This is a genomic window from Prevotella marseillensis (genome assembly GCF_900625065.1).
GTDB classification, from domain to species: Bacteria; Bacteroidota; Bacteroidia; order Bacteroidales; family Bacteroidaceae; genus Prevotella; species Prevotella rara.
Genome location: NZ_UYXY01000001.1, coordinates 2,030,121 through 2,051,495, shown reverse-complemented (window position 1 = coordinate 2,051,495; position 21,375 = coordinate 2,030,121). Strand labels below are relative to the sequence as shown.

Below are 21,375 nucleotides of genomic sequence, written 5' to 3'. Positions count from 1 at the left end.
GTTTAAAGGTATTATGGCCTGTTATTCAGCCATAATACCTGCATTTGCCTTTATGCTGTCGGCCACGTTCGGGCCGTTGTTCTCCCATGTGTTGCCGGGTCCGTTGGCGTTTTTCAGATATTTTTCGCTCGGAGTCCAGTTGTTTCTTACGGTTATGTAAGAAGAACCTTCATCGGTATACAAATAGAACCAGTGGTTCGGGTCGTGTGCATAGCTCGGCGAGTAGATGTCTCTCACCACATTTTCTTCGATAAATGAGTGAGGCTGAGAGCCGAGAGTGTAGATTCCGGCTGTATCATACATGTGCTTGGCATAATGATGGATGAGGTTGCCTTTAATCAGATTGTTAGACATAGAGCATACTTGCTGATTCCAGCCCCATCCCATGCTGATGCCTGTGTATGACACTTCGCTGATTTCGTTGTGGCATATCTTTATGTCTTTCACAAAACCAGCACCTATGCCCACGCACCCCCAGTCTTCGTTCGACACGTCTGTTATGAGGTTATTGGTTATGTTCAGGTCTGTGCATATAATCCTGCGGTCTGACGGATCATAAGGAAGATGGGCTTCGTGAGCCTCCGGACCGAAGCTTCCGGCCAAAATGCCGTTGCCTCCCATGTCGCTGAACTTGCAGCGGTCAACGGTTCCACCTTTTATATAGGTATGATAGTCGAGACCTGTTGACGCGTTGTGCTCAAAGCTGCACTTTGTGAATGACACGTTTTCGGCACAGTTGAGGCTTACTGCCGCTGCCGGACGGCCCACCCATCCCTGGTTGTCGAGCTTGTGGTCGCCGTTGGGACGTATCATCTTTGGTCTGAGCTTGTAGGCCTCAGTCATGTACATACCGGCCTGAAGCGGGGCGTGTCCGCTTATAGACGGGCGCATCCATGTTGCATAGCTGAATGTTATGCCTTCAAAAGTTACGTCTTTTACGGGATTGTCGGGTGTGCCTTCCACTTTCAGCAGAGTTTCCACTGCAGGCACAATCACCTCGGCCGTGTTCATGTTTTCGCCTTTGCGGGGAATGTAGTACAGCTTAGATGCTTTGGCATCGAGATACCATTCACCTTCGCTGTCGAGCAGTTCCTTAGCGTTAGTGAGATAGAAGGCTGAGTTGTGTCCGTCTGATGTAACCATTGGCGACGGCCAAGGGTGCATGAAGTGGATGTGACTTTCGGGCTGATGGAATGTCACGGCAGCGCTGTCGCCGGCTATCTTAACCGACTTTATGCGCAGATTGGCCACACACCACATTTCGTGAAGCACCATTTCAGCATACTTGGCGTTCACTATTTTCTTTACGGCCTTTGCCGGCACGTATATTGTTTCTTTTGCCTTGTCGAGACTTCTTATTCTGAACATGTCGCTGAAGTCTTCAACATCACGTGCACGTATGGCTTTCTTGCCGTTTACCCACATCTGCCTGAACTCTAGCGGACGGCCGTTGAAGTCGGGCACGTCGGCCACGTACATCTTGCCTTGCTTGTGCCAGTTGGTTATCCTTACGCCACCGCTTATCGTCACATTGCCGTCGGCAACAATGCGTGTGCCGTTGTCTTCGGGTCTTACAACGATGGGCTGATTAAGGCTGTATGTGCCTTCCGCCAGGCGTATGGTTATGTCCTTTGCGTTGTTCAGGCGTCTTTCTTCTCTGGCCTGCTGCAAGGCTTTCTCTATAGCATATGCGCCCGGCTTGACAATCAAGTCGGTCGCATAGATGTTTATTCCGGCAAAAGCTGCGGATATTAGTGTTATTAATATTCTGCGGGTATCCATACTGTCATTTCGCTCTTGCCTCTGTTGCCCCATGCATAATAGGGTATAAGGCGTATTTTCACTTTATTCTTATCTTTGCTCACTTCTCTGTAAAGAGTGTTGTTCCATGACTTCTCGCTGCGGTTTACGGCTTCTGTCTCAAGCGCCATGATGCGGCTTCCTTCTATGTTTGTCTCTACGGGCACAAACTTTGCGTCTACCGGTATGGCTATGTTGTCAATGTCAACGCCGTTGAGGTCGTTGCTCTCGAGACAGTATATAATAGGTCCGCGCTGTACAGCCACCTGGCCGCGGCACTCTTCAACCAGCGGATTTGCCTCAACGAGCTTTGTCTCCATAGGCATTTCGAGTCTTACAACGTCGCCCTTTTTCCATGTGCGTGTAACAGCTGCATACGATTCGCTCTTGATGTCAGTGTTGACAGGTTCGCCGTTTACTGTTATCTTGGCGTCATTGCACCATGACGGGATTCTTAGCTTCAGCGTGAAATCTTTTTTGCCTTTCAGCTTTGTCACGTTGAGGGCGATGCTTCCGTTCCACGGATAGTCGGTTTCCTGTGTTAGAGTTATTTCGCCTATTCCGTCAAGCTTTGTCGTGAGAGTGTTTGCGCCATACAGATTAACGTAAATCTCTTTTTTGCCTACGCTGTAAGCATAGTCCTGAGCCTCGCAGAGTGTGCGCAGCGTGTTCGGCGGACAGCAGAAGCAACTGATGTATTCTGTACGCTCTTTGGGCCAGCGCAGCTTATACGGCAGCTCGTCTGACATTCTCAGCGGGTTGGTGTAGAAATATTTCTTGCCGTCAAGACTTATGCCGCACAAAATGCTGTTGAACAGGCAGTTTTCCACCAGGTCAGTGTATTTTGCGTCTGCTGTGTTCTGGAACAGACGCCAGTTGAGCAGCATGTTGCCAATGTTGGCACAGGTTTCGTTGTGTGCGGTAGAGTGGGGCAGCTGATATGGACGGCCGTAGCTCTGGTGTACTTTTTGTATAAGGTCTGGCTTATATTCAGTACCGTCGGGCGAAGTGCCGTCATACAGTGCGCCGCAGGCTCCGTTGATATACATCTTGCGGTAGACGATGTCGTTCCATATTGAGTCGAGGTTTTTCTTCAGCTGTGCCTCTCCGTCCTCAACATAAAGGTCGGCAACGCCGGCATACAGATAGTTGGCTCTGACCGAATGTCCCATGGCATTGTACTGCTGGCGGAACGGTATGCGGTCCTGGTTGTCGTCTGTGCCGTTCTTTACGCTGTCGCGTATGTTTATCAGCTGTTTCGACAGCTCGAGATATTTCGGATTGCCTGTCTCACGGTAAATTTCGGTTATGGCCATATAGTGTGAGGGGCAGATTACTCCTTTCTCGAGTGCGTCGGCAGACGGATTCATGTAGAAGTCATACAGGCAGTCGGCAGCCTTTATCGCGCAGTCGAGCAGAGTGGTCTTGCCTGTTGCGCGGTGGTGGATAATTCCGGCAGTGATGAGATGCCCCAGATTGTAGGCCTCAAAGTTGAGCGGATTGCCGAAGCGGCCGTCCTTGCTTGTGCCTACTTTTGTGCCAATGGTCTCGTTCTCTTTCTCTTCGTCCTGAAGTGCCTTCTTGTTGATTTCAGCTATTACCACCGGTGTATGCAGATAGCCGTCTGGACGCTGGGCTTTTGCTATAAGCTCTATCACGCGGTCCATTATCTTCTCAAGTTCAGGATCTTTGTTGACTGCATATACTGCAGCTACAGCTTCAAGCCACTTATACATGTCGCCGTCGTGGAACGGAGGTCCATGACGCTTGCCTTTCTTCTCGCCGGCTGCAATCATGAAGTTGTTGTAACTGTGGCCTTTGTCTGACTTCCATGTCTCCCACATGCTCTGCAGCGAAGTGCCGCTGAACACGCCAAAGCGCTCACCCCAGAAACCGCCTGTCCATTTTACGGCGCTTATAGGGGTGGAGTTTATTATGGCATACTTGCTGTTGCGTGTGTCTGTTATGCCATTCTGCTGTGCCATGACCGGTGTGGCTGCGGCTGCAGAAATCAGAATATTTATCAGAATAGATTTTTTCATTATATATCTTCGAGGTATAAATGTTTTTTAGATGCGTTACAGTGTGCCTCCGCGTGCCTTAACGCGTTTAGCCCATTCCTCACGCTCTTTCTGCAGATTATATCCGCGCTTGCTTAGGTAGTTGTTGATTCTTCCTTTGTATTTTCCGAAGGTTTCGTGCTTCTTCTTAGAGCTTTCTGCATCGATGGCATATTCGCGTGCCTCTTTAAGCCATGCCAGAATCTGCTTCTTCTCTTCATCTTTCAGAGTAGGAATCATGTCACACTGAGCGTCGTATGTAACCTTTACGACGTTGTAGGTCATCACGTCCTTAACTGTCTCGATCTGAGCATCGTCAAGGAACAAAGACAAGTCGGCAATAAATCCTGCATGTGAACGGTAAAGTTTCTGGTCTTTCTGACTTTCTGCGAAGTTCTGTGCGAGTTTCTTGTCGTCGCCGGCAAGTGAAGAAGCAACTTTCTTCAGGCTGTCTCTTTCTTCGTAAATGTCATTAAGAATAAAATATCTGTTTGCAACAATGTTTCTGACTTGTTCGCCCTTGTCTGTTCCGGTTATGTTCAGTGCGTCAGTTACTTTCTGCGCTCTTCCCAGAATGGTGTTAACATAGTTCTGGTCGCGGCCGTTAGAGTTTAACTGGATTGTTTGAGCGTAATTTGTTCCGAATGTTATAAGCGATACAAAAATAGTTAAAATTTTTTTCATTGCATTATCTCTTTTAAGTATTTAACATTTTCGCCATAGTTTTTCTTTACGTTGCGAACCTGATTTACGTCGCGGCTGCGCTCAACAAAGAGCCAGCCAGACCATCCAGCCTTGTCGAGGGCCTTTTTTATCTTTTTCATGTTCACAGCCTTGTCGTTTCTGAGCCATACACCGTCCGTGTTGCTTGCGTGTATGGCACAGATGCGGTCTTTGCCGAGTTTTCCTATCTCTTTTGCTATGTTTCTTTTGTTTTCTATAGCTGTCTGGAATTTGTAGAATATCTTAATTCCTTCTGAATTTATCTCATCAAGCAGCTTTATGTTGCCTTCAGCATCGAGCGGGGTGTCTATTCCGATCACTTTGCCGCGAGCTTTGGCCATCTCGCCTATTTCGTGCAGACGCCACACTATCTGCTGGCGCAGCGGCAGTGAGTCGGTCCAGTTGTTGCCGCATCCTCCAAGGGGCAGAAATGCCACGTTGGCTCCCATGGCGTCCATTGTGTTGAGGCAGTCTTGTATCAGCCAGCGCCAGCTCTCTTTCTTTGCAAAACTTTGTCCGTAGAAGCCGGACATGGCCACGGCTCCAACCTTTATGCCGAAGCTGTCGGCCGTGTGGTTAAAGAGCTTCACCATCTTGGGGTCGCGCATCTTGTTGTCGAACGAGTTGCGCACGCCCAGGCCTCCCATGTCCATTTCTATGCCGTCGCATCCCAGTTCTTTGGCCAGCTTAAACTCGCCCAGTTTCTGGCGCTTCAGCACCATCCAGTCACACACTCCGATTTGATAGCGCTGTTGCGCTAAAACCGATTCAGGAACAATAATTCCTGCCGTTAATATTAATAATGTAATAAATAAACGTTTCATAATTATTTTACAGACGTGCCATGGCCTGTTTTGTACTATTTATTTGAGACCTATTTGTGATCGTGTTAGCCGTTAATAATGTTTTTCTACTTCATTTTTTGATAAACAAGGCAAATAGACATTGAAGGCTCCATTATATATTGGGTGTGGAATAAAGCTTTTGTGTTTACATTGTGGCGAAATGGATTGTTGCGTTTCGTTTGTTGCAGGCAGCTTTTCCTGCCATAGGTTAATCGGTAGCTTTCAGTAAACGTGGGCGCCGGCATATTGCTGATGAAATGAAAAAATAAAAGGAGATATGCCAACACGGCATATCTCCTTCCTAACTTTACCATAAATAAAAACCTGTAGAAACACTTTACCTGTTATGTAGTGCTTACATGCAGATTTGGGGATAAAGACTCATCAATATCCAGGATTCTGGAATTCAGCCTTCTCTTCTTCTGTCATTTCCATAGCGTCGAGCTGGCTCTGTGGAATAGGACGAAGATAGTGCTCCTTATTGATGGTTCTTGTATATGTCTGTGGTGTAACGTCTGTAGCGTTCATGCCGGCGATTGTATAAGTGCCAGCGCGCTCAGCCCATGTCTGTGTACGAACGAGGTCGAACCAGCGGTGACCTTCGCCGAAGTATTCGCGGCTCAGCTCATCGAGAATGTAGTCGATTGTGATCTCCTGCGGAGTGGCATCTGTCATCTCTTTGCTGAAGTCGGCTACATAATAGTCGTTCTTTGCATTGCTGAAGCTCCATTTACCTGCACGTGCACGGATAACGTTTATCAGATCGCGTGCTGAATAGCCCGGCTGTGTTGCTGCACCCTTAACTGCTGCCTCTGCTGCTGCAAAGTAGAGCTCAGAGAACTTCAGAATCGGGAACGGACGTGTGCTGGCTGCATTAGGCTGACCAACTGTTCCGTTGTTGTCTGTACGATACGGACCAAGTTTCCACAGAATAGGATATTTCAGACGGCTTATGGCTTTAGGTTCAACCACATAGTCAGCGCGTCCTTCCATAACGCCTCCGCCAACAGAGTTGTCTGTTACATATTTAATCTTAGATTGATCTGCAACATCGCTGTCGAGGAATGAGAGTACGGCATCGCCTACGCCGATAAGCATACCGTTGGCGTTCTTTGCATGTGTCAGTGTTCCGTAGTTTGCCTGGTCGAGATTCCAGTTAGCGCGCAATACGGTTGTAAATGTACCGTCGTAGCGAGAGTCGTGAGTCTTGTCGGCAAATGTATTATAAAACACTTCCTGCGGAGGAGCCATACGTGTCCAAGGACGTCCGAGATTCTGAGTTGCAGCACGGAGCACCGGAGTGAACTTGGCATCATTGTCAGCTCTTGTGGCTGTCATGTTAGGATAGTTCCATGTAACCATCCAGCCTGCAAAGTTGTCAGGAGCGCTTCCGCTTCCGTAGCTGAGCGAACCGCCGTTGAACTCTTCGCTGTTTTCAGTGTGGTCAGCATAGAGCACCATTTCGTTGTTGCGGTCGTTTGAACCTACGTTTACGTCATAGAATGTAGGCTGCAGTGCAAACGGGCCAGGGTTCTGTATTCCCTCGAGTGCAATGTCGTAAGCCTTCTGGAAATACCACTGTGCGTCGTGGCCGTCCGGGTCAACGCGGTCGCATACGGGGTATGTCGGGATGTCTTTTGGATTCTCAAGCCACCATCCGTATGTAAGATAAGCCTGAGCCAGCACCAGACGTGCAGCAGTCTTTGTAAGTCCGCCAGTTACGCGTCCTGTTTCCGGCAGATTGGTTACTGCAGTGATGAGGTCGGGGAATATGGCCTTTGTGTAAACCTCAGGCACAGTGTTGCGCTTTGAAACGCGAGAAGGAGATGTGTTGAACTTAAGTTCGCCTGCTCCGAGGTCGAGTGGCACACCGCCAAATGTCTGAACGAGGCGGAAGTAGTCGAATGCACGGAAGAATCTTGCCTCGCTGATAAGGCTTTCGTCCATGCCTGAAGCCATACCGTTCTCGATGATGCCGCTGGCAGAGTTGATGTATGTGAATACGTTGTTCCACAAAGCGTCTGCGCGGCATGACTGTGATGTCAGTGAGCCCACTCCTGAGAGGTCGGCATCCTTGAAGTTGCCGTCAGCGTCGTGGCCGTAGGTGTATTCGTCGGTACCTGTTTCGCAGATGTTGTAGTAGTAAGCGTATCCGTATGTGTCTCTCAGATGTGAATAGAGTGCGGTCAGACCGCCTTCTATTCCTTCTTCTGTTCCGAAGAAACTTGGATCGTACTTAGTACGAGGCTGCTCGTCAAGGATATCAGAGCATGAACCGAGCATCAGTAATCCTAACGATGCTATTCCGAGGTTCCTTATTTTTATTAAAAGCGTATTCATGGTTATTTGTTTTTTAGAAAGTCAGATTTATACCAAATAAGAAATTACGTGTGGCAGGAGTGTTATAGCCGACAACCGGAAGTTTGTGTGAGCCTGTGTAGCCTTCCATTGTTACAGCCATAGTGCTGTTATCGTTACTCATGGTATTTGTCTCCGGGTCAAGACCGCACTCGTTTGTGAACGGAGAGAACAGTACGAACGGATTCTGCACTGTGAAGTAAGCACGCAGCTTGCTGATGCCGAAGTTCTTGACAGCCTTCAGTTTGGCGAAGTCGTAGCCGAGAGTGATGGCACGTACTTTCAGATAGCCTGCATCGAAGTATCCGAGTGTGCTTCCGTACTTAGGATTGTCGCTTGACATTATGCCGCCCGGTTTCGGGTATTTTGCGTCAGTGTTGTCCTCTGTCCAGTAGTCAACGTCGATCTGTCCGCGGCGTCCTGACAACATGTTGAGGTAACCGTTAGAAGAGTGGAGTGTACTGATGAGTGTACCGCCAATCTGGAATGCACCGATTACAGTGAAGTCGAAGCCCTTGTAGCCTACTGTTGTGTTGAAACCACCGATGAGGTCAGGTTCCATGTCGATAACCTGCATGTCTTCCTGGTTGATCTGACGTGTAGGAGTTCCGTCCTCGTTGTAGTCGCCTGTATATTCAACCTTGATCATACCTACGTTTCCGCCCGGTTCAAGAATGTTGAGATACGGGTCGCCTTCCTGCCACAAGCCAATCTTCTTGTAGTCATAGATAACGTCGATAGGATGACCTACGAACCAGCGGTTGCCCACATCTTCAGTTGCACCTGAAGCAAGTTCAACAAGTTCGTTGTGGTTTACGTAGAAGTTTACGCCTGCATCCCATGTCCATCCGTTCTTGTTGTCGATGATGACACCGTTCAAGCTCATTTCGAATCCCTTGTTGCGTGTCTTACCGATGTTGGCCATATAGCTGCCCACACCTGATGTAGCCGGCAGAGATACGCTCAGCAGAAGGTCGTTGGTGTTCTGTACGTAGTACTCCATCGTACCGCTGAGTCGGCCGCCGAAGAGTGAGAAGTCAAGACCGAAGTTCCATGTAGATGAATACTCCCATCCGAGTTCCTCGTTAGGCAGTGTAGAAACATAGTATCCGCGGAGGAATCCTGTGCTTGCAGGACCGAAGTTGTAAGGACGTGTGCTGAGTGCGCCGAGTGTAGAATACGGGTCGATACTCTGGTTAGATGTTTCACCATAACCAACGCGCAGCTTCAGGTTGTCGAGCCAGTCGAACTTCTGCATGAACTTCTCGCGAGAGATGTTCCAACCTACTGATACGGCAGGATATGTGTGCCACTGATGACCTTTGGCCAGACGTGAAGAAGCGTCGGCACGTACTGCGGCAGAAATCATATACTTGTTGTCGTATGTATACATGATACGGCCCATCCATGACATAAGTCCGCTCTGTCAGTAGTTCTGGTTGTTAGGATTGACAGAAACCTCGTCTGTTGCAGAACCGATGTTGTAATACTGGAAGTATTCAGCCGGGATGCCGCGGCCTGACATGTATGTACGCTCGAATGTAGTCTGCTCAGCAGAGTAGAGGCCTGTGAAGTTAACGTGGTGCTTCTCAGCAAATGTGCGGTCGTAAGTCAAGAGGTTTTCTACAACCCAGTTTCTTGTTACGTCCTGCTGTACAGAAGCACTGTTGATGGCGTCGGGGTTGGTGTTGTTTACACCTGTGCCTGTGAACACACCGTTCTTTGCTGTACGGTAGTTCAAACCTACGTTTACACGATAGCTCAGACCCTCGATCCACGGACATTTAACTTCAGCGAACATGGTGTTGTATGAACCAAGACCCTTGTCCTCGTTGAGCCATACGTCCTTGAGGTCTTCAGCTACGCTCTTTGTCAGCACGAATGTCTCGTCGAGAGGCATGCGCACCGTGCGCTTCAGGTTGCCGTTCTCATCATAAGGAGATGCAAGAGGGCTCATAGACAGCACGTTGTAGATGCTGATGTTGCTGCCCTTTGTCTCGCGGTAGCTGGTGTTGGTAGAAAGACCGAAGCGGAAATACTTGCCCACGCTCTGGTCGAAGTTACCTCTGATAGATATACGGTCGTAGCCCTGTGTCGGGATGACAGCCTCGTCGTGATAGTAGCCTGCGCCGAAGCTGTAGCTTCCGCCCTGAGTTCCGCCCTGTATGCTTACGTCGTGGCTGTGGGTGATACCTGTGCGGTAGAACAGATCCTGCCAGTCGGTGTCTGTGTCGTCGCTCTCGTCGAGAGAGTTTGTATACAGGCCGGCATACTTACGCATCTCGGCATATTTCTTTCCGCTCATCATAGGATATTTGTGGAACACGGTCTTGAAACCGATGTATGCGTTGTAGCTTACCTTGGCAGGTGAGCCCTGCATACCCTTTACGGTTGTGATGAGGATAACACCGTTGGCACCGCGGCTACCATAGATGGCTGTTGCCGAAGCGTCCTTCAGAATATCCATCGACTTGATGTCGCCAGGGTTGATATCAGAGAGCTGACCCATGAACGGAATACCGTCGAGCACAATCAGCGGGTCGTTGCTGGCGTTGAGCGAGCGCTGACCGCGGATACGGATCTGCATTTCAGCACCAGGCTTTGAAGATGTCTGTGTCATGAGCACACCGGCAACACGTCCCTGCAGGGCCTGTGCGGCGTTGGTGGCTGCAATCTGGTTGAGCTCGTCGCCGCTTACGTTGGCAACAGAACCTGTTACGGCCTCACGTCTCTGTGTACCGTAACCGATAACCACAACCTCGTTGAGCGAGTGTTTCTCTTCTTCGAGTACGATGGTCAGTTTCGACTTGTTGTTGATTTTTACGTCCTGTGTGATATATCCGATGTATGACACTTCAAGAACGTCGTTTGGACCGGCAGAAATCTTGAAGTTACCGTCAATGTCGGCTACAACACCTGTTGACGTGCCCTTAATCTTGATGGTTGCTCCAACCAACGGACCTGTAGCATCGCTTACGTTACCTGTTACAGTAATTTTCTGTTGTACGGCCATGGCTGTGTTAGCCCCGGCATTCTCTGGAGGTGTTGCAAGTGATACCGCAAAAGCATTGGAAGCTGTGCAGGCTATTCCGAGTGCCAGCACGATTCCTCTTAGATTTTGTCTAGATTTAAAGTAATCCATAGTCTTTTGAGTTATCAAAGTTAAACATTAATTTAAAGTATTATTTTTTTTAAGTTTTCAGAATTATGTTTCTTCTACATTATTATATATTGGTTTTCTTTTCCTTCTCTTTATGGCCGGCTGTATGCCTTGTGCCATGACATTTGTGTCTCATTAATATTTGTTTCAAGTATTTTTGCTTTGTTTTTTATGGTATTTTTGTTACGTGGTGATGTAAGTTTTTTTATAGTATTTTTTATAAAGTTTTCTACGTTGCAAAAATATAAATTAATATTTATAAATGTATTTCTTAATGTTTCATCAACGTTTCTTAATGTTTTATCAACGTTTCTTAATGTTTCATCCGCGTTTTTTACGTCTCATATAAGTAAAAAGAGCCTATATTTAGACGTTTTTCATGGTTTATGGCACGTTTCTTCTGTTAAAATGGTCTGAATATTTCTATTTTATGGTTTTTGTATCAAAAATCATAGTACAAAGGTTTTTGATGCATGCAAGGTTTTTCGGTGTGTATGTTTTGATGTTTCAGCCTGATTTTCGTGCGAATTAAGTTTTTAGTGAAAAAATATTTAATGAGTTTTTATCCTTAGTTTTATATTTTGTTCTAGGCTTGTCATGTTTTTTCTGAAATTGTAACATATTTTTTTTAAATATTTGAGCGCTCTATTTCTGATTTTTGCCATTGCCGTTTTCTCAACGGCATACTTCTTTCATGTTTTTGCGGCATGCTTTTGCTGTCGGAATGTTTTTAGTGAAAACAGATTTTTATTTACATCAGTTGGGTTATGGGCATACGGTATATCGGTCAGTCTTTGCCGGTTTGCCTTGTACATGTTTTCATGTTGTATTTATCACCAATAGATGATGCTGCTGCGTATGTTTTAATCTTAAAGTAGACTTAATTTTTCTGCCGTCATATTATTTTTCTGTTGCTGTATTGCCGCCTGCTTTTTTGACAAGTCAGTTAATTTTATGAGAAGGAAAATGGTAGTCAGCTCAGTATAAGACAATCTTTTGATGAATCCTGACGGCAGATAGAAGCGTTGTCATGCATTTTATATTTAATGCCTTTCGGCTGTGGCTTATTAAGGGCGTGTATGCTTATTCTTGTTTTGCTGTTTGCAGTATTGTCTGGCTGCATATATTTTGGTCTTGAAAATAATGTCTGACATACAGACACACTGTAAGGATTTTTCGTAAAATCCGAACGGTTAACGCTTCCAGAATGGCGGTGCTCATCATGAAACCGGATTTTTGACCATAGATGGCGCAAAATTTAGCGTTTTGTGTAAGTGGTTGATATTATGTGTCTTAGTTCTATTTTGGCTTTGCTGTGTATGTGTTAAATAATATTACTATGCCGTTTACGGGTCAAAAGTGGCATGTTTTCTACTTGAAAGTGATGCTTTTTTGCTTCAAAACCGGTGCTTTTAGCATGGCAAAACCATTGTTTTTGCATGTTTAATGTGTGCATATTGTGAACAATGGTTAATAGAATGGTGGATTCTATTGTTTCTGTTTAACTTATATTATATGTTGGCTTTCTGTAATGAAAAAATTTAATGTCCTGATTTTTTACCGCCTTCAGCGCCTGTTTTTATTCTTGTCCTGACGTCATGATCTATCCATGTTTTGCCTTGTGTTGCTTTGATTGTTGCAGGCTTTTTACCCGCGAATCATGATGAACGGCCGGGTGATGGCGGGCATTGTTAAGAATGGCAGGTGGCGTGATGCTGTCGTAAGGCAAAAAGACTATGCCGTGTCATGATGTGGCGACGTGGCAGGCAGAATGAAGACAGGTGGCAGATAGGGCGTAGTGCGCCTGATGCGAGCCTGATTTAGCCCTTTCTCTTGTCTATGGCAAATGATCATACGGGCATGATGCCGGCTTGCAGAAAGCCTAAGGCGGTATATCTTTGCACGGTTGGCGGCTGTGTATATAAAAATAATAAGGTGCACGGCCGATAGCCTATGCACCTTATTGATAAGATAAATCGCTGTATCAGAATTATTATTTTCCGTTCATCCACATGTCTCCTGTGAAGTCCTCGCTTATGTCCTTGCCTGCTATACCGTCGCATACACCCTTGTAGGCTGTCTTGCGGGCATAGTTCTTGTCAAAGATGTTTGGTGCGTCGTCAGGATACCAGTAAGTGTGCTCGTCGGCAGCATCAGAGAGAGTCCACAGTGTTATTCCGCCCTGCTGTGCCTCAGGTATGTTTGCCTTGTATGATTCTATAATCATCTGATATACGTCCGACTGTGTCTGCAGGTCGTCGGCTGTAGGCGATGTCGTGCCGATTCTTACGTCGAGCTCGCTTATCCTTATCAGTTTGCCTGTAGCTGCAAGCGTCTGGAACATTGCGTCAATCTGCTCCTTGGTTATCGACTTGCCGTCTACGTGCATCTGTGTGCCGATACCGTCAACCTTTACGCTTCCGTTCTCGTCGATGTATTTTACGAAGTTGATGAGCTCTGCCAGTTTTGCCGGACTTGTCTCCAGGTTGTAGTCGTTTACATAGAGTTTGGCGTTTGGAGCGTATTTGCGTGCAAGTTCGAATGCCTTTGTAGCATATTCCTTGCCGATGTAGTAGCCCCAGTAGAAGTGGCCTGACTCCCAGTTGAGGTTGAAGCCGCTTTCAGGATCTTCAACAGGCTCGCTGTCGCCTTCGCTGAAGTTGCCCTCTATGCCGCGCCATTTAGGTGTGCCGTCGGTTATAGGCTCGTTTATCACGTCCCATCCGCTTATTCTGTTGCCCAGATGTTCTGCCATGCCCTTAATCCAGCTCTCCATAGCTCCGAGCAGGGCTGCCTTCTTCTCTTCAGGTGTCTTGAACTTGTAGGTTACAGACGAAGCCTTTGCAGGGCCGCGCTTAGCTGATGCCGATCCGCCTATTTCCTCGCCGAATTCAACGTCGTCGATGTAGTAGGTTCCTGCCACCTTGCCGAAGTTGATGAGCACTCGGTTCAGGTTGTCCTTTGTGCAGGTATAGTCATACTCACATGTTGTCCATTCTGTGCCTACGCTGAATGAGTGGTATCCCTCGCCAGAGTAGTCGCTGCTGTTCTGTGTGGCAAACTGCAGTGTGCCGGCAGGTGTGCTGGCCTTAGCCTTAAATCTTATGATGTATTTCTTTCCTGCTACGAGCGGGTCGGTCAGGTCGTAAGCCAGCTGTGCCGAATAGTCGTCGGCATCGCTTGGGTTAACCATTACGAGTCCGTAGCTTCCGTCATATCCTGCACCTTCCTGCACCTCTGTTGTAGAGCTGTTGCCCCAGCTGCTCCAGTGGTCTTTTGTGCCGCTCTCGAAGTCGCCGTTCTGAATGACGTTGGCGATGTCGCTTCCCGGAGTAACCTCCACCGTAGGTGCGATGAGCGATTTCAGATATGTCTGGTTCTGCTGAGTGTGCCATATAAAGTTGTGGCCGTATATGTCAATGTCAGAAGGCACCTTTGCCAGGAATGCGTCTATCGTGGTGAACTTCAGGCTACCGTCGTTCTGAACAACTGAGCCGTGCTTCATGGCGTTGCCTGTAACAAACTGCTGGAAGTTGTCGTTACATCTGTTCACATAGGCTGTGTCGTCAGAGATATATTTGTCTGCTCCGAGTCCCAGGCCGAGCTTTACGTTAGGCATATACTGTGCCATGTAGGCCTTGATGTTGTCGTAGTTGGCAATCTTCTCCTGGAGTGAGAGTGGAATCTCGTCTGATACAACCGGATAATGTCCGTCCGGCGTGTGCCAGTCCATCTTCTCGTCGTAGCATCCTGTGAGGAGTAACGGGGCTGCCAGCACCGGTATGATTATTTTATTCAGTTTCATGATATTACTTTTTTGTTGTTTTGTTTTTTTTTATTCTGCTCCGGTGTTTTTGTTCGCACCGGAGCAGGCGGTGTATTGTTTATTCTTCTTCGTCGGGGAAGTCTGATATTACTTCGCTCTTGTTTTTTTTTATTCTGCTCCGGTGTTTTTGTTCGCACCGGAGCAGGCGGTGTATTGTTTATTCTTCTTCGTCGGGGAAGTCTGATATTACTTCGCTCTTGCAGGGCACTACACGCCAGTTGTCGATGTAGATGTGCTGCTTGAAGATTGTGGCTGTTACGCTAAGACCGTCGAACACGAAGTCGGTGTTGACAAAGCCCATTCCGAAGTTGCGGTATGTGGCTGCGTTGCGGTCTTCAACAACTTCTCTGAATGTGGGCGACTTGCCTTCTTCAATCTCGCTTGCATATTTCTTGAACTCGCTGAACGGTATTGTAACAGTCTGCCATCCGGCTGTCTTGAACGGAATGGCCTTGCCGTCCTGTATCCAAGGGCAGTAGAAAGCTGTCTGCTTGCCGTCAGCATCATCGTCAGAACCTATACCGCCGAAGTTGAAGTTGTTCATGAGGCAGAGCTGTATGTGGCCTGTGCCTACCCATGCTTCAGGAACGTAGATGTCAAACTGGAAGGCTACGTCGGTGAGCAGTGTTGTGTCGGGTATTACAGAGTACATGCGGCTCCAGTCGTCCATCGGGTCGTCGTTGCCGGCTGTCCAGCATTCTGTTGCGCGGCTCTTGCCGGCTGCGATGCCGTTGCTCAGCAGACGTGAGGGCACAAAGTCGATCACCTTGCCGCGGCCGCTGTTGAGCGGGTCGTCAACCACGTCTTCGCTTCCGAGCATGCTGCCTGTCTCGCTCCAGCTCCAGAAGCCCTGGCTGCCTTCGCCGTCGAAGTTGAGCACCATACACTTGTCGTTGTTGAAGTATTCTGCCGACTTGGCTGTTCCGTTGGCACACTCTATTGTTATGGCGCCGTATCCCTGAATGCTGTGAGGCATTACGAACGAGAACCATTCGCCGTCTTCATCTTCAGGAGCATTGGTTATTGCGTTTCCTGTTATCTCTGTTCCGTCGGGCAGTGTAACCTTTGAAGTCTCCTGAAGGTTGGCTCCGTACACTGTAACCGTCTCGCCCGGCATAGGCAGCGTGTTGTCGATGCTGGTTATCGAGGGAGATGCGGCGCGTATTGTGAAGGTGTAGACATATTCAGTGCCTCTCTTCACGAAACGTATCGTGTTGCGCACGCTGTCTGGAGCGTCTGATACGGGAGTGTCTGTGTCGATGCTCAGTATCAGGTTGTTGTCTGTAACGTAGGCATTGTTGAAGTAAGTGTCAAAGCCGTTGATGTATACCTTCTGCATGCCTCTGAATCCAGAACCTGATATGCGTATGGTCTGGCCAAGGCGGGCAAATTCTACGGGGCGGTCTTTTACCGTGGCTTCGGCATCTTCAAGATATACTTGCAGCACGCTTATAGGTGCGCTGTCTATCGCATCGTCGTCATCGTTGCATGATACCAGTCCGGCTGTAACGAATGCGAGGCATAAAAGCCATATATTTTTAAACATTTTCATAATGAAATTCCGTTTTTATTTTGTTTTGCTGATAATTTTAGTTGAACAGGCTTTCTTCTGAAACCTCACGCTCTCCGAACTCATAAGGAACGGTCTGTATGTTGCCGTTGGCGTCGCTCTTGAGATACGGGTTGCGGTTCTGGTCGGTGTCAGAGTAGGGCAGCAGCAGGTTCTTCTCTGTTGCTGTTGCAACACCCTTGCCCGGAGCTACATAGTCTTCGCTGAGCTTGTATTCATGAGTAGAACTGTCGTAATAAGATGCGTTGCGGTTCTGGTTGTTCACGTAGTTTACAACCTCCTGCTGCTTGTAGTATGCACGTCTTACGAGGTCGTACCAGTACTGTCCTTCAAAGGCCAGCTCCATGCGGCGCTCGTGGCGCAGGTCTTCATATGTGAGCGAAGTCTTGGCGTTGAGTCCGGCACGCTTGCGCACTTCGTTGAAGTAATAGAGCGCTGTTGCGTCTGTTGTAGATGCGTTGTTGCCCAGAATAGCTTCGGCAAGGTTGAGGTATACCTCAGCCAGGCGCAGCATGTGGGTGTTGATGCCTGAGCTCTGCTTGTAGCTTACGCCGTTGTCGTCGTGTGTGCCTACAACATACTTCTTGATGTTTGCACCCTGAGAACCTGCATTCTCGGTTACTCCGTAGGTGTAGCCGCCGCCCTTTGTGTACATGTCGGGATAATATTCGCCGTACCATGCAACGCTCTCATGCTTGCGCAGGTCGTTGTTCTCATATTCGGTGAAGAGGTCGTAAGAAGCGTATGTGGCACCTCCCCAGTTGGTTCCGTCTGTAACCATTGTTGACCATCCGAAGTAAGCGGTGATTGTCTGGTTGCATCCCCATCCGATAGCGTCGGTTGAGCCTTGGTTCCACTGCAGCTGGAACATATCTTCCTGGCAGTTGTTGTTCTCAATCTTGAACAAGTCGCCGTAGTTTGTCATCAGCTTGAAGTCAGACTCGTTGATAACCTTCATTGCGGCTTTGCGCGCAAGTTCAAGATAATAGGTGTTGCGGGTTCCGCGGTTGAAGTCGGTAGCCACGTTGTTGCCGTCATACTGTCCTTCGGTTGTCAGACCGGCCATTGACAGATATACTCTTGACAGCATGCCGTATGCGCTGTATTTGTTGATACGTCCGCTCTCAGGAGATGTTGCGGGCAGGTAGGCAGCAGCATATTCGAGGTCGCGTATTGCAAACTCCATAACGTCAGCTCTCGGGTTTGCCGGTACAACATAGTTGTTTACGAGGTCGCTTGTCCTGGTGTATATTATGGCATTTCCCCAAAGAGATGCGATATACCAGTAGGCCACGCCTCTCATGAATCTTGCCTCAGCCACGCCTCTTGTCTTGGCTTCCTCGCTTACAGCAGAGGTAGAGTAGGTGAGGATGTTGTTTATTGTGTTGTTTGACTGTGCAACTACAGAGTAAAGAGAGCCCCATGCGTCAGACAATCCCGGGCTTAACGATGTCTCGTTGAAGTTGGTGTACGGGTAGATATAGTCTGAATACTGAGCCGTAAGGTTGTTGGCACGTCCGTCGCCCATGCCGTAGTAGGCCTTGTCGTTGAAGCTCTGCCATACATAGTTGTAAAGCGGATACATGGCCTTGTCGATAGCTTCGTCGCTGTCGAAGAATGTTTCCTGGTTAGGGCTCGTCGTATTTTTCTGGTCAAGGAAGTCGTCGCTGCATGATGTCAGTGCTATTCCGGCTGTCAGGAGCGAGCCTACTAAGAATATTTTTGTTTTCATTTTCTTTCTTGTTAAAATTGTTACTTTCTTTCGCAAATACATTTGTGATTATCAGAATGAGATGTTCAGACCGAAGGTGTAGATGCGCGGTGAAGGATAGCGGCCGTAGTCGAGGCCGGTCAGAAGTGCATCGCCGTACATTGATCCTACTTCAGGGTCGTAGCCGCTGTAGTTGGTCCATGTGTAAACATTCTGCAGGTTCATGTATACCTTGACATTTTCGAGCTTGAGCTTTCTTACGAATGACTTCGGAAGCGTGTAGCCCAGCGAAATGTTCTGCAGACGAATGTAAGAGCCGTCCTCAACATAGAGGTCGCTTACACGGTTGTTGGCATTTGTTGTAGATGCGCTCAGACGCGGCAGGCGTGAGCTCGGGTTGGTTACGTAGAGGTTGCGGAAGTCGTCGTCGGGCAGGTTGGGGTCGATGACGCCAATCTGTGCGTAGTCGGCTGCGCTCTTCAGCAGGTTGCTGTTTACTCTTACGTCCTCGATGTTGCGGCGTGTATAGTTCAGAATGTCGTTGCCGTAGCTGCCGCTAAAGAATATGGTGAGGTCGAAGCCTTTGTAAGAGAATGTGTTGCCGATACCGTAAGTGAAGTCAGGCTGCGGGTCGCCGATGAACGTACAGTCGCTGTTGTTTATCACGCCGTCGCCGTTGATGTCTTCAAATATATAGTCGCCAATCCATGTCTTGTCTTCTCCGATAGAGCTTCCTTCGGGCAGTGCCACCGGCTTGACGTTGCCGTCCTTGTCTTTGTAGTAGAAGTCTTCTGCCTTCTCGAAGCGTCCGATAACCTTGTAGCCCCAGAACTGTCCTACAGGCTTGCCTTCAACAGTTCTTGTAACAGTGTTGTTCTCGCTTCCTGTCATGAATGTCTTGTCGATGGTTGCACTTTCTGTGTCGAGCTTGAGCACCTTGTTGCGGTTGAGTGAGAACACGAAGTTGCTGCGCCACTGGAATCCGCCTTTGTCAATGTTTACAGTGTTCAATGTCATTTCGATACCGGTGTTGCGCAGAGAACCTACGTTCTTCCATGGGTTAGAAGCTGCGCCCTGTCCGTATGATCCGAGGTACTCAGGCAGAGGAATCTGCAGCAGCAGGTCTTTAGTCTTCTTGTAGTACCAGTCGAAGATAAACTCGATGCGGTTGTCAAAGAGGTTGAGGTCGAGTCCTACGTTGTATGATGTTGTAGTCTCCCATTTCAGGTCTGGGTTAGCTGTGTTGGCTGTAAGCACACCAGTTCCCCATGGCGTGGTCTTTGAAGACAGCAGAGCCATGTAAGCCCAGTCTGATACGTTCTGGTTACCTGTAGAACCCCATCCGAGGCGGAGTTTGAGGTTGTTGATAACGTCGCTTGTGCCGGCCATGAACTTCTCGTTAGAAACTCGCCATGCAAGTGCTGCTGAAGGGAACCATCCCCAGCGGTTGTTCTTAGCGAAGTGAGAACTACCGTCGCGACGCAGTGTCGCTGTGATTAGGTAGCGGTCGTCGTATGAATAGAATGCACGTCCGAAGTAAGAGAACAGAGAGTTGTCGTTCTGTGTACCTGTACCTGTTGAGGCTGTTATGTCACCTGCCGACGGGTCGTGGGCGCTGTTTGTCAGGAAGCCTGTAGCCGTGCTCACCTGTGTCTCCCAGTGAGAGTTGCTCATTTCCTGACCGAGCATAACGTTGATGCTGTGAACCTTGTTGAAGGTGTTCTGATAAGTAAGGATGTTTCTCCATGACCAGTATTTGGTGTCTGTCTTTGTCCATTTACCGGTACGTGTAGAGTTTGTCAGGGCACCGAACTCATAGTCGGGCTCATAATAATAGAACTTGTTGAGGTTATAGTCTGTTGAAAGCTCTGTCTTGAAGGTGAGGCCCTTCATCAGGGTTGCCTCGAGGCTTCCGTTTATACGGAAATTCATCTTCTTGTTGTAGTTCTCTCTGATAGATGCTATGGCCACGGCATTTACAGGCATGTAAACGTCGTCCGGACCGTCGAAGCTTCCGTCAGGGCTGGTAACTGCTACTGAAGGCTGCTGGAGCAGGGCGTTCATGATGACGTTGTTGTCGGCACCTACTTCCTGCTTTGAGTCTGTCAGTGAGAAGCTCAGGCTGGCTTTGAGCCATTTCTTCACCTGTGCGTCAGTGTTGCCGCGCAGAGTAAGACGCTTGAAGCCTGAACCTATGGCTATACCGTCCTGGTTCATGTATCCTCCGCTTATTGCGTATGTCGCATTCTGTGTTCCGCCCGTAACAGATATGTTGTGGCTTGTCATCAGAGCGTTGCGGAACAGGGCGTCCTGCCAGTCGGTTCCTTCGCCAAGAGCGTCGGGATTTACGAATGCGTCGTTATATTCAACGATGCCCTCTTCGGCGCGTGCGTTGTGGTGTATGGCATACTCACGCAGGTTCATCATGTCGAGCTTCTTTGCCATTTCCTGCCAGCCGATGTATCCGTCGTAGGTTATAGTGGCTTCGCCAGACTTACCTCTCTTTGTGGTAATCATTATGACACCGTTAGACGCTCTTGCACCATAGATGGCTGTTGCAGAGGCATCCTTGAGCACGTCCATTGACACGATGTCGCTCGGGTTGATGCTGGCAAGCGGGTTGTTACTTGACAAGGGGTCGTTGCTGTCTGCTCCCTGTGCGTCAACCACAACACCGTCGATGACGAATATAGGCTGGTTGGTTGCATTAAGAGAGTTGACACCACGTATGCGGATACTTGTGTTGGCACCAGGAGTACCTGAGTTTGCCTGAATCTGCACACCTGCAGCACGTCCCTGCAGCACCTGGTCGATACTTGTAGACACGGTCTGCTCTATGGCCTTGTCGTTGATTGACACCATAGAACCTGTTACGTCTGATCTCTTCATCGTTCCGTAACCGATGGCCACAACCTCGTCAAGCATCTTTGAGTCTGGTTCGAGCTTTACGTTTACTTCTTTCTGATTTGTAACCTTTACTTCCTTGTCGGCATATCCGAGGTAGGTGAACGTTACGACTGATCCGGGACTTACCTTTAATGTGTATTTTCCGTCAAGGTCAGTTATTGCACCTGTGGTCGACCCCTTAACCTTTACTGTTGCTCCGATGATAGGGCCGTCGTCATCGGTAACAAGACCCGTGATGGTTACTGTGTTCTGTGCAAATGCCCAAATAGGGAAAATGCTCATCAGAATCAGTAAGCCCAGAGTCTTACATGCTTCTTTTGCGCGTTTCATGATTAATTGTTTAAAATTGTTTGAATTTGGTAAAGTTTTCAACGCCACAAAAGTATGAATTTATGTTTAAAAGTGTATTAATTAA

At 48.2% G+C, this 21,375-nt stretch carries 9 protein-coding genes and 1 pseudogene; all 10 read right to left on the bottom strand.

Annotated features, from left to right (window positions below; translation table 11 throughout):
- Positions 1-21: 21 nt before the first annotated feature.
- Complete coding sequence (locus EJL04_RS08400; RefSeq protein ID WP_125104642.1) at positions 22-1,782, bottom strand: right-handed parallel beta-helix repeat-containing protein; 1,761 nt, start codon at positions 1,780-1,782, stop codon at positions 22-24.
- Positions 1,761-3,842: an aceric acid hydrolase gene (locus EJL04_RS08395; RefSeq protein ID WP_125104641.1), complete on the bottom strand. Its 2,082-nt coding sequence runs from the start codon at positions 3,840-3,842 to the stop codon at positions 1,761-1,763. The genes EJL04_RS08400 and EJL04_RS08395 overlap by 22 nt, the downstream gene beginning before the upstream one ends.
- Positions 3,843-3,878: 36 nt before the next feature.
- Positions 3,879-4,544, bottom strand: a complete 666-nt coding sequence (locus tag EJL04_RS08390) for a DUF3826 domain-containing protein (protein WP_021854996.1) — start codon at positions 4,542-4,544, stop codon at positions 3,879-3,881.
- Positions 4,541-5,407, bottom strand: a complete 867-nt coding sequence (locus EJL04_RS08385) for a sugar phosphate isomerase/epimerase family protein (RefSeq protein WP_125104640.1) — start codon at positions 5,405-5,407, stop codon at positions 4,541-4,543. Before EJL04_RS08385 ends, EJL04_RS08390 begins: the two co-directional genes overlap by 4 nt.
- A gap of 405 nt (positions 5,408-5,812) precedes the next feature.
- On the bottom strand, positions 5,813-7,768 hold the full coding sequence (locus tag EJL04_RS08380; protein ID WP_125104639.1) for a RagB/SusD family nutrient uptake outer membrane protein: 1,956 nt from the start codon (positions 7,766-7,768) through the stop codon (positions 5,813-5,815).
- A gap of 13 nt (positions 7,769-7,781) precedes the next feature.
- A pseudogene (locus EJL04_RS08375) lies at positions 7,782-10,799 on the bottom strand (SusC/RagA family TonB-linked outer membrane protein).
- A gap of 2,140 nt (positions 10,800-12,939) precedes the next feature.
- On the bottom strand, positions 12,940-14,751 hold the full coding sequence (locus EJL04_RS08370; RefSeq protein ID WP_125104638.1) for an endo-1,4-beta-xylanase: 1,812 nt from the start codon (positions 14,749-14,751) through the stop codon (positions 12,940-12,942).
- Between the two features lie 178 nt (positions 14,752-14,929).
- Positions 14,930-16,324, bottom strand: coding sequence for a glycan-binding surface protein (locus EJL04_RS08365; RefSeq protein ID WP_021854991.1), 1,395 nt, complete (start codon positions 16,322-16,324; stop codon positions 14,930-14,932).
- Positions 16,325-16,361: 37 nt separating this feature from the next.
- Entirely contained in the window at positions 16,362-18,074 is a 1,713-nt protein-coding gene (locus EJL04_RS08360) for a RagB/SusD family nutrient uptake outer membrane protein (protein WP_053397927.1), read from the bottom strand.
- 51 nt (positions 18,075-18,125) lie between these two features.
- On the bottom strand, positions 18,126-21,290 hold the full coding sequence (locus EJL04_RS08355) for a SusC/RagA family TonB-linked outer membrane protein (RefSeq protein WP_125104637.1): 3,165 nt from the start codon (positions 21,288-21,290) through the stop codon (positions 18,126-18,128).
- Positions 21,291-21,375: the final 85 nt, after the last annotated feature.

What these genes read in the sequence shown, in the direction of transcription:
- EJL04_RS08400 (WP_125104642.1), bottom strand. Translation starts at nt 1,782, where the DNA reads ATGGATACCCGCAGAATATTAATAACACTAATATCCGCAGCTTTTGCC.
- EJL04_RS08395 (WP_125104641.1), bottom strand. Translation starts at nt 3,842, where the DNA reads ATGAAAAAATCTATTCTGATAAATATTCTGATTTCTGCAGCCGCAGCC.
- EJL04_RS08390 (WP_021854996.1), bottom strand. Translation starts at nt 4,544, where the DNA reads ATGAAAAAAATTTTAACTATTTTTGTATCGCTTATAACATTCGGAACA.
- EJL04_RS08385 (WP_125104640.1), bottom strand. Translation starts at nt 5,407, where the DNA reads ATGAAACGTTTATTTATTACATTATTAATATTAACGGCAGGAATTATT.
- EJL04_RS08380 (WP_125104639.1), bottom strand. Translation starts at nt 7,768, where the DNA reads ATGAATACGCTTTTAATAAAAATAAGGAACCTCGGAATAGCATCGTTA.
- EJL04_RS08370 (WP_125104638.1), bottom strand. Translation starts at nt 14,751, where the DNA reads ATGAAACTGAATAAAATAATCATACCGGTGCTGGCAGCCCCGTTACTC.
- EJL04_RS08365 (WP_021854991.1), bottom strand. Translation starts at nt 16,324, where the DNA reads ATGAAAATGTTTAAAAATATATGGCTTTTATGCCTCGCATTCGTTACA.
- EJL04_RS08360 (WP_053397927.1), bottom strand. Translation starts at nt 18,074, where the DNA reads ATGAAAACAAAAATATTCTTAGTAGGCTCGCTCCTGACAGCCGGAATA.
- EJL04_RS08355 (WP_125104637.1), bottom strand. Translation starts at nt 21,290, where the DNA reads ATGAAACGCGCAAAAGAAGCATGTAAGACTCTGGGCTTACTGATTCTG.